We start from the raw sequence: 17,908 nt of genomic DNA, 5'->3' as shown, positions 1-17,908 counted from the left end.
GGGGAAGGGGAAGGGGAAGAGGCGCGTTGGACTAGCGGCCGTCACCGGCACGATGAAGGATTCGGTAGATAGTTGAACGGGCGACCCCCAGAGAACGGGCAGCGTCCGAAACGTTACCGCGGTGCTGATCAACGGCCCACTGCACATACGCAGCTTCCATATCCGCCAACGGCGCCACCCCTTGCGCGCCAAGCATCCCGCCGGGCAGCTGCCCAGCCCCGGACTCAAGCCTGGCACTGGCGGGAGCCGACGGTGAAGCGAGCACCTCTTCGACCATAAACTCGTCGATTTCCGAGCTATCGCTCAACACCCGCACGCGCTCCACCAGATTCCGTAACTCCCTGACATTCCCCGGCCAGCGATGGCGGCGCAACCGTTCTATCGCCGCCGCCGTCAACCGCCGGGGCGCCCCGGCGCAACCCTGGCTGAGAAAATGTTCCACCAGCAGCGGAATATCCTCCGGGCGGCGATACAGGGAGGGAACGTGGATCGACAGCACGTTCAGACGGTAATAGAGGTCTTGCCGAAATCGCCCCTCGGCCACCATCTGCGGCAGGTGACGATGGGTAGCCGCAATCACCCTTGCGTTGGTTCGATGCAGCTCGGTGCTGCCCAGCGGGCGGTATTCACCGGTCTCCAGCAGACGCAACAGCATCGCCTGGCTGGAAGGAGGTAGTTCACCGATTTCATCGAGAAAAAGGGTCCCGTCGACGGCCGCAGCGCATAGGCCCTGCTTGGCGCAGGTGGCGCCCGTAAAAGCCCCCCGGGTATGGCCAAACAGTTCACTTTCCAGCAGGTTTCCCTGCAGCAAGCCGCAGTTGAGGGGAATAAAGGGGCCCTCATTGCGCCGGCTCAAACGGTGAAGCGTTTGCGCGATCACCTCCTTGCCAACGCCGCTTTTGCCCGTCACCAACACCGGCGCATCCAGCGGCGCCATCTTGCGCACCAACGCCAGGGCCCGACGCCAACGCGGGCTTTCGCCCACGGCATTCTCGATCCAACCAGGGAGAGGCGGTCTGTGCTGAGTCATGGATCGCACACCTTACACGATCAGTTTTATGCACTATATTGCACGCGAAATCTTTTGTCACGTCTATATATCAAATACAGCGACGAGGAAGTGCACTATAGGTTATACGCACACTTAACTACCGCTATGCAGGTTTATTCAGGTTCAGGTAAGAGCGCTTGAGCACCGCCCCCTCACCGCCGAGAGCAACCTGCAGGGCAGCAGCCGGCGCCGGGTGCGAACGGGGCGGAGGCTTCCGCGGTTCTTTTTCAAAGAGGATTAGAGGTACCCGCAGTCCTGTGAAATCGGAGTGCTCACGGCGATCAAGCGACGCAGTTCGGGGGCCAGAAACCGGTCGAGGATGGTTTGATAGGTGCCATCGGCCTGCATCGCTTCAAAGGCGCTCTGCCAGGGACGCAGCGCCGCCTCCGGCGTGTCATTGGAAGCGACAATATAGACACAGTGACGGCTGACGGGCTCGCCGATGATAAAGTCGGCAGGATCCAGCTCGGGGTTCTCGGCAAAGGCGGCGCTCAGCAGCAGCGCGGAGGTAAACCAGCCATCCACCCGCCCCACTCGCAGCAAGTTGATATTGGCGATGTCACGGGTCTGTTCCGAAAAGTTTTCGACGCCGCCAGCGCGCAGCACCGCCAGGGGCGCGGAGCCCGCCAGCACCGCGATACTGGCGCCATGACGGGCCCGCTCGTGGTTGAGGGGCGCGCTGCCGGCACGGCTCACGTAGAAAAAGACATCGTCAACATAGCGCAGCGCCCACTGCACCTCACCCTCGCGCGCCGCGATGCGGGCCACGGGGGTCATCAGCAGGTGGTGTCCCTGGCGGGCATTCTGGTAAGCCCGTTTAAAGGGCATCAGGTCGACGTCGCCGTTGTGTCCCAGCCGGCGCGCCGCCTCGCGCATAATCGCCACACCCAGGCCGCTGACCTGGCCCGCCTCTTCATAGGCATAAGGCGCAAGCTCCGCGGCAACCAGCCGCACCGGCTCGGCTCCCTGCACGCAACCGGCGAGCGCCAGCAGCCACAGCAGCCAAGCGGCGCCAGCGCGCCCCGGCCGGGCCTTGATGTTGCGAGAGCGACTCATCACCGGCTCCTCCTCAGTGGCAGCCTACCCATTGGACCGCGACTCAGGAAACGTTACTCAAAAAGCGGGTCACGCCTTCGGCATCTTCCTGCCGAGTCACCAAGCCCTTCTCCCTCAGGTGATGCAGGTGCGCTACCGATTCGCCGATGGCGAAAAACAGTTCGTGGGTGCCAAACCGCCGGTCAAACAGCACCTTCATCGCCTCCACCCCACTCTTGGGCTCTTTACAGGCCGCCAGCAGCCGCTGCAGGCGCTCGTCATGGTGGGCCTTCAGCGCCGCCAGGCGTAGATGCAGGCCGTGAAACACCCGCCCGTGCGCCGGCAGCACCCGAACGCTGTTGGGCAGGGTGTAAAACGCCTGCAAAGAATCCAGGTAATCACTCAGCGGGTCCGCATCGGCATTGAGAAAAGTGACGCTGATATTGGGAGAGATGCTCGGCAGCACCTGGTCCCCGGCGATCAGCAGATCCAGCTCCTCACAGTAAAAGCAGGCGTGCTCGGGTGAGTGGCCGCGGCCCACGACGACCCGCCAGCGGTGACCGTTTATGGTCAGTGCGTCGCCGTCGCTCAGCTTCAAATAGTGGTCCGGAAATTCCGGCACCCGGGCGCGGTAAACATTGCCGCCGGACACCTGCTTCGCTGCAGCCTCGGCATCCAGGCCGTGGCGCGAGAAGAACGCCCTTTGACGCTCACTGCGCGCCTCGCCGCTGGTTCCATGCAGCCACTGGGCGAGCGCATACTCACCCTCGCTCATCCAGACATCGGCGCCGGTCAGCCGGCTCAGCCAGCCGGCAAGGCCGACGTGATCCGGGTGAAAATGGGTGACCAGGATGCGGCGCAACGGGCGCCCCGCCAGGGGACCGTCCAGCAGCGCCTTCCACAAGGACTTCACCTGGTCGGTACCGATTCCGCTGTCCACCAGGGTCCAGCCCTCGCCGTCCTCCAGCAACCAGAGGTTTATGTGGTCCAGCGCAAAGGGCAGCGGCATGCGCAGCCAGTGCACACCCGGTGCCACTTCAAGCAGTTCGCCCGGCGCGGGCGGTTCAGAAAAAGGAAAATAGAGCGCGTCTGCGGACATGACAACCTCGGCTTCAGCCCCGCCTCAGAGGCGGGCGGCGCATTTCTCGATCAGTTCCTCGGCGCAGGCTTCAAGGGCGCGGCCAGAGGTGTCGACCTGCGCGTGGGCTTCGCTGTAGAAGGGCTCACGCTCGCTGAGAATCAACTTCAGATCATCCATCGCTTTCTGGCTGGCCGCCATGGGACGAAGGTCGCCCTGGGCCATGACCCGGCTCATGTGCTCCTCGGGAAGCGCCCGCAGCCAAACGGTGAAAAAGCGCCGGCGCAGGTAGTCGTAGGTCTCGCGCTCGGAGACCAGGCTGCCGCCGATCTCCAGCACCACCCGTTCGTAATTCTCCAGGACGTAATCAATGGCCTGGCGCTCAAGCTTGCGGTACGCCTTCTGCCCGTGCAGGGTCAGCAGCTCCTGCATGTCGAGCCCCCCCAGGGTCTCGATGACCGCACCCAGGCGCACAAAGGGCACCCCGTACTTCTCCGCCAGCAGACGCCCGAGGGCGCTCTTGCCGGCACCGCGCAGCCCGATCAGGGCCACGGCGCGACAGGCCTGCGCACCGTTGGCCGCGGGCTCGCCGGCAAATTCCTGGCGCAGCAGATCGTAGGCCCGCCGCTCCTGCTCGGGGTTGAGCCCCCTGAGCAGCTGCTGCAGAGGGTCGTGTTCAATACAGGTACGGCAATCGTAGGGCAGAATGTCGTTGATCCCCACGTTCATCGCTTCGGCCAGTCGCCACAGCAGGGACACCGACATATTCGCCTTTCCCAGCTCCACCTGGGCCAGGTAACGCTCGGAGATACCGGAGTGCTGGGAGAGCACCTTGCGGGTCATGCCCCGCTGGGCGCGCATTCCCCGCACCAGCTTGGCGATCTGGTTGATATAGGCGTCCAAGGCGTGCTGGCTGTCTTCGGCGGTCGCGATGGTCAGCGCCGACTCCTTTTGTGTCATGAGGGTCCCCTGGAGATAAATTGACAAATAACAGCTTACCTGGATAGTTCGGCGTGCTCTATAGTTCCTTTTCCTATAATGCCCCGATCCCGCCGAGGGCGCGAATGCCCGCTCCCAGATTAGTAAAAGCGGGACATTCTACAGAGAGTTCAGACACGCTCCAAGATCATGGCGATCCCCTGCCCCACCCCGATACACATGGTGCATAGTGCATATCGGCCCCCGCTACGCAGCAACTGGTGAGTGGCGGTGGTGACCAGCCGCGCCCCGCTCATCCCCAGGGGGTGCCCCAATGCGATCGCGCCGCCCAGCGGGTTCACCTGGGGTGCGTCATCGGCCAGCCCGAGATCACGGGTGACGGCCAGGGCCTGGGCCGCGAAAGCTTCGTTGAGTTCAATCAGGTCCATCTGCGCCAAGTTGAGACCACTCAAGGCGAGCACCTTGCGCACGGCCGGCGCGGGGCCGAAGCCCATGATCCGCGGATCAACCCCGGCACAGGCGGTGGCCACAACCCGCGCCTGCGGGGTCAACCCGGCAGCCTTGACCCCGGCCTCGGAAGCCAGCAGCAGGGCACAGGCCCCGTCGTTAACCCCGGAGGCGTTCCCCGCGGTGACCGTCCCTTCGGCCGTGACCACCCCGCGCAGGGCCGCCAACCCTTCGGGGGTCACCTGCGGTCGCGGGTGTTCATCGACACGGATCCAGCGGGTCTCACCGCGTCCCTGAGCCACCGGCACCGGGACGATTTCAGCCTCCAGCAGCCCCTCGGCCTGCGCCCGGGCGGCCCGCTGCTGGCTGCGCCAGGCAAAGGCGTCCTGGTCTTCGCGGGCGATTCCGAACTCCCGGGCCAAGTTTTCGGCCGTTTCAGGCATGGAGTCCACGCCATACTCCCGTTGCATCCGCGGGTTAATAAAGCGCCAGCCGATGGTGGTGTCATGAATCTCTGCCTGCCGCGAAAAGGCCGCACCGGCCTTGGGCATCACGAAGGGCGCCCGGGACATGGACTCAACGCCCCCCGCCAGCATCAGGTTGGCCTCCCCCACCTTGATGGCGCGGGCAGCAGTGGCGACCGCATCCAACCCCGAGCCGCAGAGGCGGTTCAGGGTCACCCCGGGTACCGCCACCGGCAGCCCGGCCAGCAGACCTGCCATGCGCGCCACGTTGCGGTTATCCTCCCCTGCCTGATTGGCGCAGCCATACACCAGGTCATCCACCCTCTGCCAGTCCACCTGTGACTGCCGCTCCATTAACGCCCGAAGCGGAATCGCCGCCAGGTCGTCAGTGCGCACGGCGGCCAGGCCGCCGCCGTAGCGGCCGATGGGGGTGCGCACGGCATCACAGATATAGGCATCTTGCATCTTTCTCTCCTCCTGGGGACGTCACCGTCAGGACCGGTTCCGAACAGGCACGCTGTCCCCTAGGCGGGGGCAAAGGCCTGCAGGCCGGTCTGGGCCCGGCCCAGAATCAGGGCATGCACGTCGTGGGTGCCTTCGTAGGTGTTGACCGCTTCCAGGTTCATCACATGGCGAATGACGTGGAACTCGTCGCTGATACCGTTGCCCCCGTGCATATCCCGGGCGGTACGGGCGATGTCCAGCGCCTTGCCGCAGGAGTTGCGCTTGATCAGGGAGATCAGTTCCGGGGAGCAGCGTCCCTGATCCATCAGGCGACCGGCCTGCAGGCAGCCCTGCAAGCCCAGGGCGATCTCGGTCTGCATATCCGCGAGCTTTTTCTGAATCAGCTGGGTGGCCGCCAGGGGGCGGCCGAACTGCTGGCGATCCAGGGTGTACTGCCGCGCCGCCTGCCAACAGAACTCGGCCGCACCCAACGCGCCCCAGGCAATGCCAAAACGGGCCTTGTTGAGGCAGCCGAAGGGGCCTTTGAGGCCAACAGCATTGGGCAACAGGTTTTCCTCGGGAACCGCCACATCCTCCATGACGATCTCCCCGGTGATGGAGGCGCGCAACGAGAACTTACCCTCGATCTTGGGTGCGCTCAGCCCCTTCATGCCCTTGTCGAGGATAAAGCCGCGAATCTCGCCGTCGAGCTTGGCCCAGACCACGAAGACATCGGCCACCGGCGAGTTGGTAATCCACATCTTGGCACCGTTCAGCAGGTAGCCGCCGTCGATCCGGGTGGCGCGGGTTTTCATGCTGCCGGGGTCGGATCCGGCATCGGGCTCGGTCAGGCCGAAGCAGCCGATCCACTCCCCACTGGCCAGCTTGGGCAGGTATCGCCGCCGCTGGGATTCCGTTCCATAGGCGTGAATCGGGTGCATCACCAGCGATGACTGCACGCTCATGGCGGAGCGATAGCCGCTGTCGACCCGCTCCACTTCACGGGCCACTAGGCCGTAGCTGACATGGTTGACGTTGGAGCAGCCGTACTCTTCGGGCAGGGTAGGACCGAGCAACCCCAGCTCCCCCATCTCCCGCATGATCTCGACGTCAAAATGCTCCTTGCGGTTAGCCTCCAGCGCACGCGGCAGCAGCCGGCTTTGGCAGTACTCCCGGGCCGCATCGCGAATCATTCGCTCCTCTTCGCTCAACTGCGTATCCAGAAGAAAGGGGTCCTGCCAATCAAAGGCGGGTTTAGTGGTCTCTTTTAACGCTTGGGTCATTGTTCTTATTCTCCTGATTGTTCCTCTTCACCTGAAGAGTTCGCAAATCGCCTGCGATGGACTCCAGGCGGGCAGACTGGCTAAAACGCATCATAGTGCAGCCAAAAAACCGACTCAATCAAAAACTGCAATATACTGCATGCCACGCTTGCATCTCTAAATCCCCCCTGTCTAAGGAGCGCTTCCGGAAAGCACTTCCAGCAGACAGTTTTTCCCATTCTTAACATGAGCTTAAGTCGAAAAAACAGATTTTTACCTGCTCCCTGCCCGTATTCCACTAGACGGAACGAAGCCCGAGAAAGGGCAACATCCCGCACGGCAAACACGTTGACGTAAACGTTAATGACGTCATAACATGCAATAAAGTTCATTTTTGCGGCGTACCCCATGCCGTGCTCTCGGCAGGTTGCCGGGCGCGCCGTCCAACTTAACCAACCGTGAGGCGAACACGATGACCACAGCGTACCGATGGGTGATGACCGAAGTCGGCCAGCCTTTAAAAAAGGTCCAGTTTCAACTCGAAGCCCCCGGCCCCGGAGAGGTGTGCGTTGAGGTCGCCGGCTGCGGCGTCTGCCACACCGACCTTGGATTCCTATACGACGGTGTGCGTACCAACAGCGAACTGCCCCTGGCGCTGGGACACGAAATCAGCGGTCGAGTCATCGCTGCCGGCAAGGGCTGCGAGGCGAGCGTAGGCAAGGCGGTGATCATTCCGGCGGTACTGCCCTGTTACGAGTGCGACCTCTGCCAGCGGGGGCTGCATAACATCTGTCGCGGCCAGAAGATGCCCGGCAACGACATCCAGGGCGGCTTTGCCAGCCATATCACCGTTCCCGGTCACTGCCTCTGTGACGTGGACGAGGAGCGCTTGGCGCAAGCCGGGCTGGAGCTGGCCGACGTCTCGGTGATCGCCGATGCGGTTACCACCCCCTACCAGGCGGCCGCCCAGGCCGCCATCCAGGAGGGCGACCTGGCGATTGTCATCGGCGTTGGCGGTGTGGGAGGTTATGCGGTGCAGATCGCCAGCGCCATGGGCGCCACCGTGGTCGCCATCGACGTGGACGACGCCAAGCTGGAAAGCTACCTCCAGTACGGCGCGGCCCTGACCCTCAATGCCAAGCACCACGACGCCCGGGCGCTGAAGAAGGCGGTCCAGGGCTTTGCCCGTGAGCAGGGGCTGCGCAGCACCGAATGGAAAATCTTTGAATGCTCAGGCACGGCCGCCGGCCAGGCCACCGCCTTCAGCCTGCTCACCTTCGGCGCCACCCTGGCGGTGGTGGGATTCACCATGGCCAAGCAGGAACTGCGCCTCTCCAACCTGATGGCTTTCCACGCCAAGGCCCAGGGTAACTGGGGCTGCTCACCGGAGTACTACCCCGACGCACTGGAGATGGTTCTGCAAGGCAAGATCGCCATGAAACCCTTCACCCAGCAGCACCCGCTGGAAGAGATCAACCAAATTTTCGCCGCCGCGCACGACCACAAGCTCAGCGCCCGCGCCATTCTTGTACCCTGAGGACCCCAGCATGAAAGCAAGCACACACGCCATCGTCCAAGAGACGGCTCCAAAGCAGCTCAATGACCACAACCTGGTACCGGAACAGGAAGTACCGGGCGTGCTATACGAAAAACGCCCCGCCCGGCGCCTGGACGGCAGCATCGCCGAGGGGGTCTACAACGCCTGGATCACCCTCGACAACCCCAAGCAGTACAACTCCTATACCACCGACATGGCCAAGGGGCTGATCCTGGCCTTCCGTCGCGCGTCCATGTCACGTGACGTCAATGCGGTCGTGTTCACCGCGGTCGGGGACAAGGCCTTCTGCACCGGGGGCAACACCAAGGAGTACGCCGAGTACTATGCCGGCAACCCGCAGGAGTACCGCCAGTACATGCGCCTGTTCAACGACATGGTGTCGGCGATTCTCGGCTGCGACAAACCGGTGATCTGCCGCGTCAACGGCATGCGCATCGGCGGCGGCCAGGAGATCGGCATGGCCGCCGACTTTACCGTGGCCCAGGACCTGGCCAACTTCGGCCAGGCCGGCCCCAAGCACGGCTCGGCGGCGATCGGCGGCGCCACCGACTTCCTGCCGGTGATGATCGGCTGCGAGCAGGCGATGGTCTCCGGCACCCTCTGCGAGCCCTTTTCCGCCCACAAGGCCAACCGACTGGGGATCTGCTGCCAGATCGTACCGGCGCTGAAGGTGGACGGTCAGTTCGTCCCCAACCCCACCGTGATCACCGACCGCTACCTCGATGAATACGGCCGGATCATCCACGGCGAGTTCAAGACCGGCGAAGCGCTGAAAGAGGGCAAGGCGCTGCTCAAACGCGGCGAAATTGACCTCTCCCTGCTGGATGAAGCGGTGGAGAGCCTCGCCAGCAAGCTGCTGGAAACCTTCCCCGAGTGCATGACCAAGTCCCTGGAGGAGCTGCGCAAGCCCAAGCTCGAAGCCTGGAACCGCAACAAGGAGAACTCCCGCGCCTGGCTGACCCTCAACATGATGAACGAAGCCCGCACCGGCTTCCGCGCCTTCAACGAAGGCAACCGCGAAGTCGGCCGGGAAATCGACTTCGTGGCCCTGCGCCAGGCCCTGGCCCAGGGCACGCCCTGGACTCCGGAGCTCATCGAAGACCTGATGCCCAAGCCCGAGTAACCCCTGCGCGGCGGCCTACCCATGGCCGCCGCATCGGCGCCCCTGCCGCTCTTACCTCACCTCCTCCCGTGACCTCCGATGGCCGGTTTCAGCTAGCGATCCGAAACAAGCCCTGCACTATAGTGCAGACGCATTAATACCCACCTGCCTCCTCTCCGCTGGCTCTATCACCCCGCGGAACCCGGTCACCTTCCGGTTAACGGCCTGCCACCCACAGCACAAACCACTAAGAACAAGGCGCAAACCACCGTAGATGGTCGCTGTTCCGTCTAACGGAACGGCGCCAGCGAAAAATCGACAAAGCCTCCTGGTTGATGTTGACGCTAACGTAAACATTAAAATAACATGCATTAAAGTTCATGCTGTGGCGCGGAGCCACACCGCGGATCCACAACAACAACGATCCATAACAACAACAAAGGACGAACGAATGAGCGATAGCCCGTTAAAAGTCTGGGTGGAGAAGGAGGGACGGCTGCTGCGACTGCGCCTCGCCCGCCCTAAGGCCAATATCGTCGATGCCGAGATGATCGCCGCGCTCAGCAGCGCGCTGGACAAGCATTCGGGCAGTTGCACCCTGACCGCCGTGATCCTGGACGCCGAAGGCCCTCACTTCAGCTTCGGCGCCAGCGTCGAGGAGCATATGCCCGACCAGTGTGCGGACATGCTCAAGAGCCTTCATGCACTCATCGTCCAGATGCTGGAGTGCCCGGTACCCATCCTGGTGGCCATCCAGGGCCAGTGTCTGGGCGGCGGGCTGGAAGTGGCCCTGGCCGGCAACCTGCTTTTCGCCCACCCCGAAGCCAGCCTCGGCCAGCCCGAGATCAAGCTGGCGGTCTTCGCCCCGGCGGCCTCCTGCCTGCTGCCCGAGCGGATCGGTCGTTACCAGGCTGAAGACCTGCTGTTTTCGGGTCGCAGCATTGACGGCAACGAGGCCCACCGCATCGGTCTGGTCAATGCCCTCAGCGACGACCCTTCCGCCGCCGCCGTAGCCTATTTCGACCAGCACCTGGCCACCAGCAGCGCCAGCTCACTGCGCTTTGCCGTGCAGGCGGCCAGCTTTGATGCCGTGGCGCGAATCAAGGACAAACTCACCCGGGTAGAGGCGCTCTACCTCCAGGAACTCATGGCGACCCACGACGCTGTAGAAGGCTTACAGGCATTCGTCGACAAGCGCGCCGCTAATTGGGAGCACCAATAGTATGAGCACTGCAGAGATCATCAAACGTTGTGAAGAGCTGTACGAAGACACCCACTTTACCGCCGCGCGGGAGTGGAAGGCCGCCGATCCCTCTCGCCGGGTGATTGGCTACATGCCGGTTTACGTGCCGCGGGAGATCATGCACGCGGCCAACATGCTCTCGCTGGGGATTCTCGGCGGCGGCGACAAGCTGGAGGTGATCCACGGCGACGCCTACTACCAGAGCTACATCTGCCGCATCCCCCGCTCCACCATCGAGCTGGGTAAGTCCGGACGGCTGGATTTTGTCGACGGCATGCTCTTCCCCAGCATCTGCGACGTCATCCGCAACCTGTCGGGCATGTGGAAGCTGATGTTCCCCAGCAGCTACGTGCGCTACTTCGACGTCCCCCAGAACTACAAGGACGACGTGGGCGGCAACTACTACGTGGCCGAGCTGCAGGAGCTGCGCGAGGGGCTGGAGAAGCTCTCGGGCAACAAGATCACCGACGAGGCGCTGCGCAACTCCATCGCTATCTACAACATCAACCGCGCGCTGATCCGCGAGCTCTACGACCTGCGCGCCGAGATGCCCCACAATGTCTCCAGCAACGATGTCTACCTGCTGAACCGGGCGGGCATGGTGCTGCCGGTGGAGGAGCACAACGAGATCCTGCGCGAGTACATGGACAAGGCCGCCCAGCAGGACAACCCGGTGCGCGACAACTGCCGGATCATCATCAACGGCTCCTTCTGCGAACAGCCCCCCCTCAACCTGATCCGCTCCGTGGAGATGGCCGGCTGCTACATCGTCGATGACGACTACATGCTGATCAATCGCTGGCTGCTGAACGAGGTGCCGGTGGACGGCGACCCGCTGGAGAACCTGGCCAAGGCCTTCCTCCATGAGTCCGCAGACTCCGCCGCCAAGTACTGCGACCGCGAAGAAGATGTGGGCCAGTACCTGCTGAGCACCGTCCGCGAACGCCGCGCCGAGGGCGTCATCTTCGCTGCCCCCAGCTTCTGCGACCCGGCCCTGCTGGAGCGCCCGATGCTGACCGAGCGCATGAAAGAGCACGAGATTCCGCACATCTCTTTCAAGTACGCCGAGAACTCCGGACAGATGCAGCCGATCCGTGAGCAGGCCGGAACCTTCGCCGATTCCATCAAGCTTTGGAGCTAGTTATGAGCACGAAAACCGCAACCCCAACGGCCGTTGAGAGCCAGAAAGACTCATCCATGCTGATGCAGAAGCGGATGATCAATTCCAACTACGATGCTCTGACCAGCGCGCCGGAGACCGGTCGCAAGGTGTGCTCCACCTTCGTCCCCGGCAACCTCAACGAGCTGATCCAGTGCTTCGGGATGATCAACAACCTGCCCGAAACCAACGCCATCCAGAACGCCATGCGCCAGCAGAGCGGCGGCATGATTCAGACCGCCGAGCGCCAGGGCCACTCCGAGGATGTCTGTACCTACGTCAAGGCCGACATCGGCATGATGAGCAAGGGCAACATCGCCCCCAACGGCAAGCCGATGCCCAACCCGGACATGCTGCTGCTCTCCTACACCGGCTGCTTCACCTTCATGAAGTGGTTCGAGCTGCTGCGCCAGGAGTACAAGTGCCCCACGGTGATGCTGCAGGTGCCCTACCAGGGGGACGGCGAAATCACCCAGAACATGCGCGACTTCGTGGTCAAGCAGCTCAAGGAGGAGGTGATCCCCACCATGGAGCAGGTGAGCGGGGTCAAGTTCGACATCGACCGCCTGCGCGAGAACATGCGTCGCTCGGCCCAGGCCGAAGACGACCTGGTGTGGGTCCTTGAGAGCGCCAAGAACAAGCCCAGCCCCATCGACGCCTACTTCGGCGCCATCTACTACCTAGGGCCCATGTTCACCGCCTTCCGCGGTACCCAGGAAGCGGTGGACTACTACAAGGTGCTGCGTAAAGAGATCGAAGAGCGGATCGCCAAGAGCCAGGGCCCCATCACCCCGGAAGGGGAAATCCAGAAGGAGCGCTACCGCCTGGTGGTGGAAGGGCCGCCCAACTGGACCAACTTCCGCGAGTTCTGGAAGATGTTCTACGAGGAAGGCGCCGTGGTGGTGGCCAGCACCTACACCAAGGTGGGTGGCGTCTACGACCAGGGTTTCCGCCATGACGCCGACAATCCCCTGGAGTCCCTCGCCGACTACTGCCTGGGCTGCTACACCAACCGCAACCTGCCCAAGCGGGTCGAACTGCTCGAGCAGTACGTCAACGAGTACGAGGCCGACGGCCTGCTGATCAACTCCATCAAGAGCTGCAACAGCTTCTCCGCCGGTCAGCTGATGATGATGCAGGAGATCGAGAAACGCACCGGGGCCCCCGGGGCTTTCGTCGAGACCGACCTGGTCGACCCCCGCTACTTCTCCGCGGCCAACGTCAAGAACCGCCTGGAGAGCTACTTCCAGATGATCGAACAGCGCCGTCAGGGGCGCATGATCGCCACTGCGTCCTAAGGAGTCCGTCATGAAATGTTTTATTGGAATTGATCTGGGTTCCACGACCACCAAGTCGGTGGTCATGGATGAAACCGGCAAGCCCCTGGGCCACGGCATCACCAACTCGCGCTCCAATTACGACACGGCGGCGCTGGTGGCCAAGACCGAGGCGTTGATCAGCGCCCGCCTGGTGCTGCTGCGCAAGGCATTGGAGCGCGACGCCCAGCTGACCCTGGCGATTGACGCCATCCTCGAGGGGCTGGAGCGACGCTTCCGCCTGGCGCAGTTCATGGTGCAGCTGGGCAACCTGGAGCGCCTGTGCAGCGAAAAGGTTCAGGAAAACCAGGCCCGACACGGCGAAAGCGACCTGCAGGGCGCCCTCGACGACACCTTCACCAATCTCAAGGTGGAGTTGGCCAAGCTGTTCGACCCCGGCGCCAGCCGCAAGTCGGACTTCTTCCGTGACCTGGCCGGCTCCGTCTACATGGAGGTGGCCGAGACGCAGGCGGATGCGCATAAAGTGAATCAGGACACCCTGATCAACATCTATGACAAGTCGATCATCGAGGTGGAGAACATTCCGCCCCAGGTGGACATGAGCGAGACCTTCCTCACCGCCCTGGACGACCTGCTCAACGCCGGCGAGATCGGCCCCGAGGACTACGCCGAAGTCCAGCGCACCCTCAAGGCGGTGCTGGCGATCGAGCTGGAGGAGACCTACGTGGTGGGCACCGGCTACGGCCGCGCCCGGCTGCCCTTTCCCAAGGAGCATATCCGCTCCGAGATCCTCTGCCACGGCCTGGGCGCTCACCTGATGTACCCCAACACCCGCACGGTGCTGGACATCGGCGGCCAGGACACCAAGGGCATCCAGGTGGACGAGAACGGCATCGTGGTCAACTTCCAGATGAACGACCGCTGCGCCGCCGGCTGTGGCCGCTACCTGGGCTACATCGCCGACGAGATGCAGCTGGGGCTGCACGAGCTGGGCCCCATGGCGATGAAGTCCACCAAGCAGGTGACCATCAACTCCACCTGCACCGTGTTCGCCGGCGCCGAGCTGCGCGACCGCCTCTCCCTCGGCGAGAAGCGCGAAGACATCATGGCCGGTCTGCACCGGGCCATCATCCTGCGCGCCATGTCGATCCTCTCCCGCTCCGGCGGCGTGGACAACGAGCTCACCTTCACCGGCGGCGTGGCCAAGAACGAGGCCGCGGTCAAGGAGCTGCGCAAGCTGGTCGAGGACAACTACGGCGACCTGAAGATCAACATCGACCCCGATTCCATTTTCACCGGCGCACTGGGGGCGGCCGAGTTCGCCCGCCGTGCAGTGGAGGCTTAACCATGATTACTGCAGGCATTGATTTGGGTACCGGCGCCGTCAAGGCGGTGCTGTTCAAGCACGAGAACGGCAAGACCGAGTGGCTCGGCAAGCGCAACCACCGGATCCGCCAGCGCGACCCCCTGGAGCTTTGCGCCCAGGCCTACGACCAGCTGCTGGCCGAGCACGGGCTGAGCCGCGACGACGTCACCTACTGCGCCACCACCGGCGAAGGGGAGAACATCGATTTTCGCACCGGCCACTTCTACTCCATGACCACCCACGCCCGGGGCGCCATCTACCTGGACCCGGACACCACCTCGGTGCTGGACATGGGGGCCCTGCATGGACGGGCGGTCAAGACCGACTCCATGGGCAAGGTACTCAATTACCGCATGACCAGCCAGTGCGCCTCCGGCTCCGGCCAGTTTCTGGAGAACATCTCCCGCTACCTGGGGATCGCCCAGGACGAGATCGGCCCCCTCTCCAAGGAGGCCGATGATCCGGAGGTGGTCTCGAGCATCTGCGCGGTACTGGCCGAGACCGACGTGATCAACATGGTGTCCCGGGGGATTTCAGCCCCCAACATCCTCAAGGGGATCCACCTCTCCATGGCCGGTCGCCTGGCCAAGCTGCTGCGGGTGATCAAGGCCACCGACGGGGTCTGCCTCTGCACCGGCGGCCTGGCCCTGGACAGCGGCATGATCGATGCCCTCAACGAGTCTTTGGACAAGATGAAGCTGAAGGTGGAGGCCCGCGCCCACGAAGACTCACCCTATGCCGGCGCCATCGGCGCGGCGCTCTGGGGCGCCTACCGGCACCAGAAACTACAGCAACAGGAGGCGCTGGCCCAGGCATCCTGAGCCAGCCCCGTCGCCCCGGCTGCGGCCGGGCACCCAACCCTGAAGGAGAAAGACCATGGCCCTGATGATTCAAGAAGACTGCACCGCCTGCGACGTCTGCGTACTCGAATGCCCCAATGACGCCATCTCCGAAAACGACGGCGTCCTCTACGTGATCGATGCCGACAACTGCACCGAGTGCGTCGGCGCCCACGACGAGCCCCAGTGCCAGCTGGTGTGCCCGGCCGAGTGCATCGTGCCCGACCCCAACCACCAGGAGAGCCCGGAAGCGCTCCAGGAAAAATACGACCGCCTCCACGGCTGATCGATCGCCAATAAAGGACTCAAGCACCATGAGCGATACCCTTGTGAAGGTCCGGGCCTTGAGCCCGGAAGACCTCGGCGCCATCGTCGCCCTCGACCAGCAGTTCAGCGGCGCCCCGCGCAGCGATTTTTTCAGCAAGCGGTTGCGGGCCCAGGCGGCCCACCCCGAAACCTTCGTGTCACTGACCGCGACCATTGAGGGTCGCGTCGCAGGCTTCGTCTCCTGCCAGTTGCTGGAGGGGGAGTTCGGCGCCACCGAGCCGGTGGCGGTACTGGATGCCATCGGGGTTGATCGCGAATACCAGCGCCGCGGCGTCGGCCAGCGCCTGTTTGCGCGCCTGATAGAGGAAGTGCGCACCCGCGGCGGCCGCCAGCTGCACTCGGTGGTCACCTGGGATCAGCCTGCGCTGCTGCAGTTTTTCGCCGACGCGGGCTTTAAGCTGGCTGACCGCCTGGTGCTGGAGCTGCCCACCGATGGGCTGGCCGAAGGCAGCGGCGAAGGAGTGGATCTCTCCCGGGACCGCACCCCCATGCGCAGCCTGGAGACGGAGGACCTGGAATCGGTGGTCAGCATCGACCGCCACAGCACCGGGCGCGATCGCAGCGCCTACTTCCAGCGGATGTTCACCCAGGCGCTGGAAGAGACCGGCATTCGAGTCTCCCTGGTGGCGGACAAGGACGATGCGGTCAAGGACAACCTGGCCCGCATCCGCGGCTTTGTCATGGCCCGGGTGGATTTCGGCGAGTTCGGCCAGGCCGGCAGCGAGGCGGTGATCGACACCCTGGGGGTCGACCCGGCGTTTCGGGACCAGGAGATTGGCCGCGCGCTGATCTCCCAGCTGGTGACCAACCTCAAGGGGCTGCGGGTCGAGTCGGTGCGCACCGAGGTGCCCTGGGACAACTTCGCCCTGAACACCTTCCTGTGCAAGTGCGGGTTCCGTCCGGCCCAGCGCCTGGCCCTGAGCTGCCGCCTCGACTGAGGCGGCCGTCGTTTGCCCATCCAAGGAGGCCCTGATCCCATGTCCCTAGACGCTTTATACGATCTGAGCGGCAAGGCGGCCGTCGTCACCGGCGGCACCCGCGGCATCGGCCGCGCCGTCGCCGAGGCCCTGCATGCCCAGGGCGCCGAGGTGCACCTGTTCGACGTCGTCGACGCGGCACCCGACGCCTTCCCTCCGTTCACCTACCATCGCGTGGACATCCGTGATGCGGAGGCGGTCCGCAACGCCGTGGACCGGCTTCCCGTCCACACCACCCTGCTGGTCAACAACGCCGGCATCACCCGGGATCGCAGCTTGGTCAAGATGGCGGACGACGAGTGGCAGTCAGTAATCGACGTCAATCTCAGCGGCGCCTTTCACCTGATCCGCGCCCTGGCGCCGCGCATGCGCGAGCGCGGTCACGGGCGCATCGTCAACATCACCTCGATCAACGGCCTGCGGGGCAAGTTCGGGCAGGCCAACTACACCGCCGCCAAGGCCGGCCTGATCGGCCTCACCAAAACCGCGGCCCGGGAGCTCGGTCCCAAGGGCATCACCGTCAACGCGGTGGCCCCCGGCATGGTGATGACCGAGATGGCGCAGCAACTGCCGCCGGCGTTTATCGACAAGGCCCAGGGGGAGGCGCTGATTCCCGAGCTGGCGCGACCCGAGGATATCGCCCAGTGCGTGCTTTTCCTGCTGTCGGACGCGGCGCGGATGATTACCGGCGAGGTGATTCGGGTGGACGCCGGCCAGTACCTCTAGGGCGAGCAGCGACCTCTGGGTCTGGCGGTTACTTGGCGCCCCTCGTTAACGTAGACTGTAAGTTTTAGGGCCGGCTGCCTCCCGCGACCGGCCACCGGAGCCCAGTACAACGAGAGTGGATCAGCCAACCGTGAGTGAAGTCCTGAATCAACCGGAAACTGCCGAAGACACCCAGCCCGCGCGTAACGCCAAGGAGACCTACTCGATAACGCAGCTGTCGCAGGAGTTTGATATCTCCCCGCGCACCATTCGCTATTACGAAGCCAAAGGGTTGCTCAACCCGGATCGCAGCCGTTACCGGCGGGCCTACAGCAAGCGCGACCGGGTGCGCCTGATGCTGATCCTGCGGGGCAAGCGGGTGGGGTTCTCCCTGGACGAGACCCGCGACCTGTTCGACATCTACGACTCGGGAACCGGCGAGGAGACCCAGCTGCGACACTGGTACCGGCTGCTGACCGAGCACGAAGAGCGGCTGCTGCAGAACAAAAAGGACATTGAAGAGCTGTTGGAAGAGATCGACAGCGCCAAGAAACAGTGCCGGGAAAACCTGGACAAACACCCCGCTTGCAGCACCTGAGGCGCGCGATCGCCGGAGGCACCTGCGGGGTGTTCAA

17 protein-coding genes are annotated in these 17,908 nt (G+C 63.7%); 11 read left to right on the top strand and 6 right to left on the bottom strand.

All coding sequences use genetic code 11. The features are described 5' to 3' along the window. Positions 1-31 precede the first annotated feature (31 nt). The 6 genes from JGZ97_RS13815 to JGZ97_RS13790 form a co-directional block, all read right to left on the bottom strand. Positions 32-1,030, bottom strand: a complete 999-nt coding sequence (locus tag JGZ97_RS13815; RefSeq protein WP_207063234.1) for a sigma-54-dependent Fis family transcriptional regulator — start codon at positions 1,028-1,030, stop codon at positions 32-34. 258 nt (positions 1,031-1,288) lie between these two features. Continuing rightward, positions 1,289-2,107, bottom strand: coding sequence for an ABC transporter substrate-binding protein (locus JGZ97_RS13810; protein WP_207063233.1), 819 nt, complete (start codon positions 2,105-2,107; stop codon positions 1,289-1,291). A gap of 43 nt (positions 2,108-2,150) precedes the next feature. Next, the gene (locus tag JGZ97_RS13805) at positions 2,151-3,185 is read right to left on the bottom strand and encodes an MBL fold metallo-hydrolase (RefSeq protein ID WP_207063232.1); all 1,035 of its coding nucleotides are present in this window, start codon (positions 3,183-3,185) and stop codon (positions 2,151-2,153) included. A gap of 24 nt (positions 3,186-3,209) precedes the next feature. Beyond that, entirely contained in the window at positions 3,210-4,124 is a 915-nt protein-coding gene (locus JGZ97_RS13800) for a helix-turn-helix transcriptional regulator (protein WP_207063231.1), read from the bottom strand. Between the two features lie 149 nt (positions 4,125-4,273). After that, on the bottom strand, positions 4,274-5,479 hold the full coding sequence (gene pcaF, locus JGZ97_RS13795) for a 3-oxoadipyl-CoA thiolase (RefSeq protein WP_207063230.1): 1,206 nt from the start codon (positions 5,477-5,479) through the stop codon (positions 4,274-4,276). Between the two features lie 59 nt (positions 5,480-5,538). After that, complete coding sequence (locus JGZ97_RS13790) at positions 5,539-6,741, bottom strand: acyl-CoA dehydrogenase (protein ID WP_207063229.1); 1,203 nt, start codon at positions 6,739-6,741, stop codon at positions 5,539-5,541. Between the two features lie 451 nt (positions 6,742-7,192). Between JGZ97_RS13790 and had the strand changes: the two genes are divergently transcribed. From had to JGZ97_RS13735, 11 genes are all read left to right on the top strand, one after another. After that, entirely contained in the window at positions 7,193-8,257 is a 1,065-nt protein-coding gene (gene had, locus JGZ97_RS13785) for a 6-hydroxycyclohex-1-ene-1-carbonyl-CoA dehydrogenase (RefSeq protein ID WP_207063228.1), read from the top strand. A 10-nt stretch (positions 8,258-8,267) separates the two neighbouring features. Beyond that, complete coding sequence (oah, locus tag JGZ97_RS13780) at positions 8,268-9,401, top strand: 6-oxocyclohex-1-ene-1-carbonyl-CoA hydratase (protein WP_207063227.1); 1,134 nt, start codon at positions 8,268-8,270, stop codon at positions 9,399-9,401. Positions 9,402-9,831: 430 nt separating this feature from the next. Continuing rightward, entirely contained in the window at positions 9,832-10,602 is a 771-nt protein-coding gene (locus JGZ97_RS13775) for a cyclohexa-1,5-dienecarbonyl-CoA hydratase (protein ID WP_207063226.1), read from the top strand. 1 nt (position 10,603) lies between these two features. Further along, positions 10,604-11,764, top strand: coding sequence for a benzoyl-CoA reductase subunit C (gene bcrC, locus JGZ97_RS13770; RefSeq protein ID WP_207063225.1), 1,161 nt, complete (start codon positions 10,604-10,606; stop codon positions 11,762-11,764). Between the two features lie 2 nt (positions 11,765-11,766). Continuing rightward, positions 11,767-13,080: a benzoyl-CoA reductase subunit B gene (gene bcrB, locus JGZ97_RS13765; protein ID WP_207063224.1), complete on the top strand. Its 1,314-nt coding sequence runs from the start codon at positions 11,767-11,769 to the stop codon at positions 13,078-13,080. Positions 13,081-13,090: 10 nt separating this feature from the next. After that, on the top strand, positions 13,091-14,404 hold the full coding sequence (bcrA, locus tag JGZ97_RS13760) for a benzoyl-CoA reductase subunit A (RefSeq protein WP_207063223.1): 1,314 nt from the start codon (positions 13,091-13,093) through the stop codon (positions 14,402-14,404). 2 nt (positions 14,405-14,406) lie between these two features. Continuing rightward, complete coding sequence (bcrD, locus tag JGZ97_RS13755; protein ID WP_207063222.1) at positions 14,407-15,246, top strand: benzoyl-CoA reductase subunit D; 840 nt, start codon at positions 14,407-14,409, stop codon at positions 15,244-15,246. 55 nt (positions 15,247-15,301) lie between these two features. Next, on the top strand, positions 15,302-15,550 hold the full coding sequence (locus JGZ97_RS13750) for a YfhL family 4Fe-4S dicluster ferredoxin (protein WP_207063221.1): 249 nt from the start codon (positions 15,302-15,304) through the stop codon (positions 15,548-15,550). 28 nt (positions 15,551-15,578) lie between these two features. Further along, a complete protein-coding gene (locus JGZ97_RS13745; protein ID WP_207063220.1) occupies positions 15,579-16,529 on the top strand; it encodes a GNAT family N-acetyltransferase in 951 nt (316 codons plus the stop codon). Between the two features lie 39 nt (positions 16,530-16,568). Then, entirely contained in the window at positions 16,569-17,294 is a 726-nt protein-coding gene (locus JGZ97_RS13740) for an SDR family NAD(P)-dependent oxidoreductase (RefSeq protein WP_207063219.1), read from the top strand. Positions 17,295-17,424: 130 nt separating this feature from the next. Beyond that, positions 17,425-17,871: a MerR family DNA-binding transcriptional regulator gene (locus JGZ97_RS13735; RefSeq protein WP_207063218.1), complete on the top strand. Its 447-nt coding sequence runs from the start codon at positions 17,425-17,427 to the stop codon at positions 17,869-17,871. Positions 17,872-17,908 lie beyond the last annotated feature (37 nt).

The organism is Motiliproteus sp. SC1-56 (genome assembly GCF_017309075.1).
Lineage (GTDB): Bacteria > Pseudomonadota > Gammaproteobacteria > Pseudomonadales > Balneatricaceae > Motiliproteus.
Note: the sequence above shows the minus strand (reverse complement) of the source record. Positions and strands in the feature narration are given on the sequence as shown.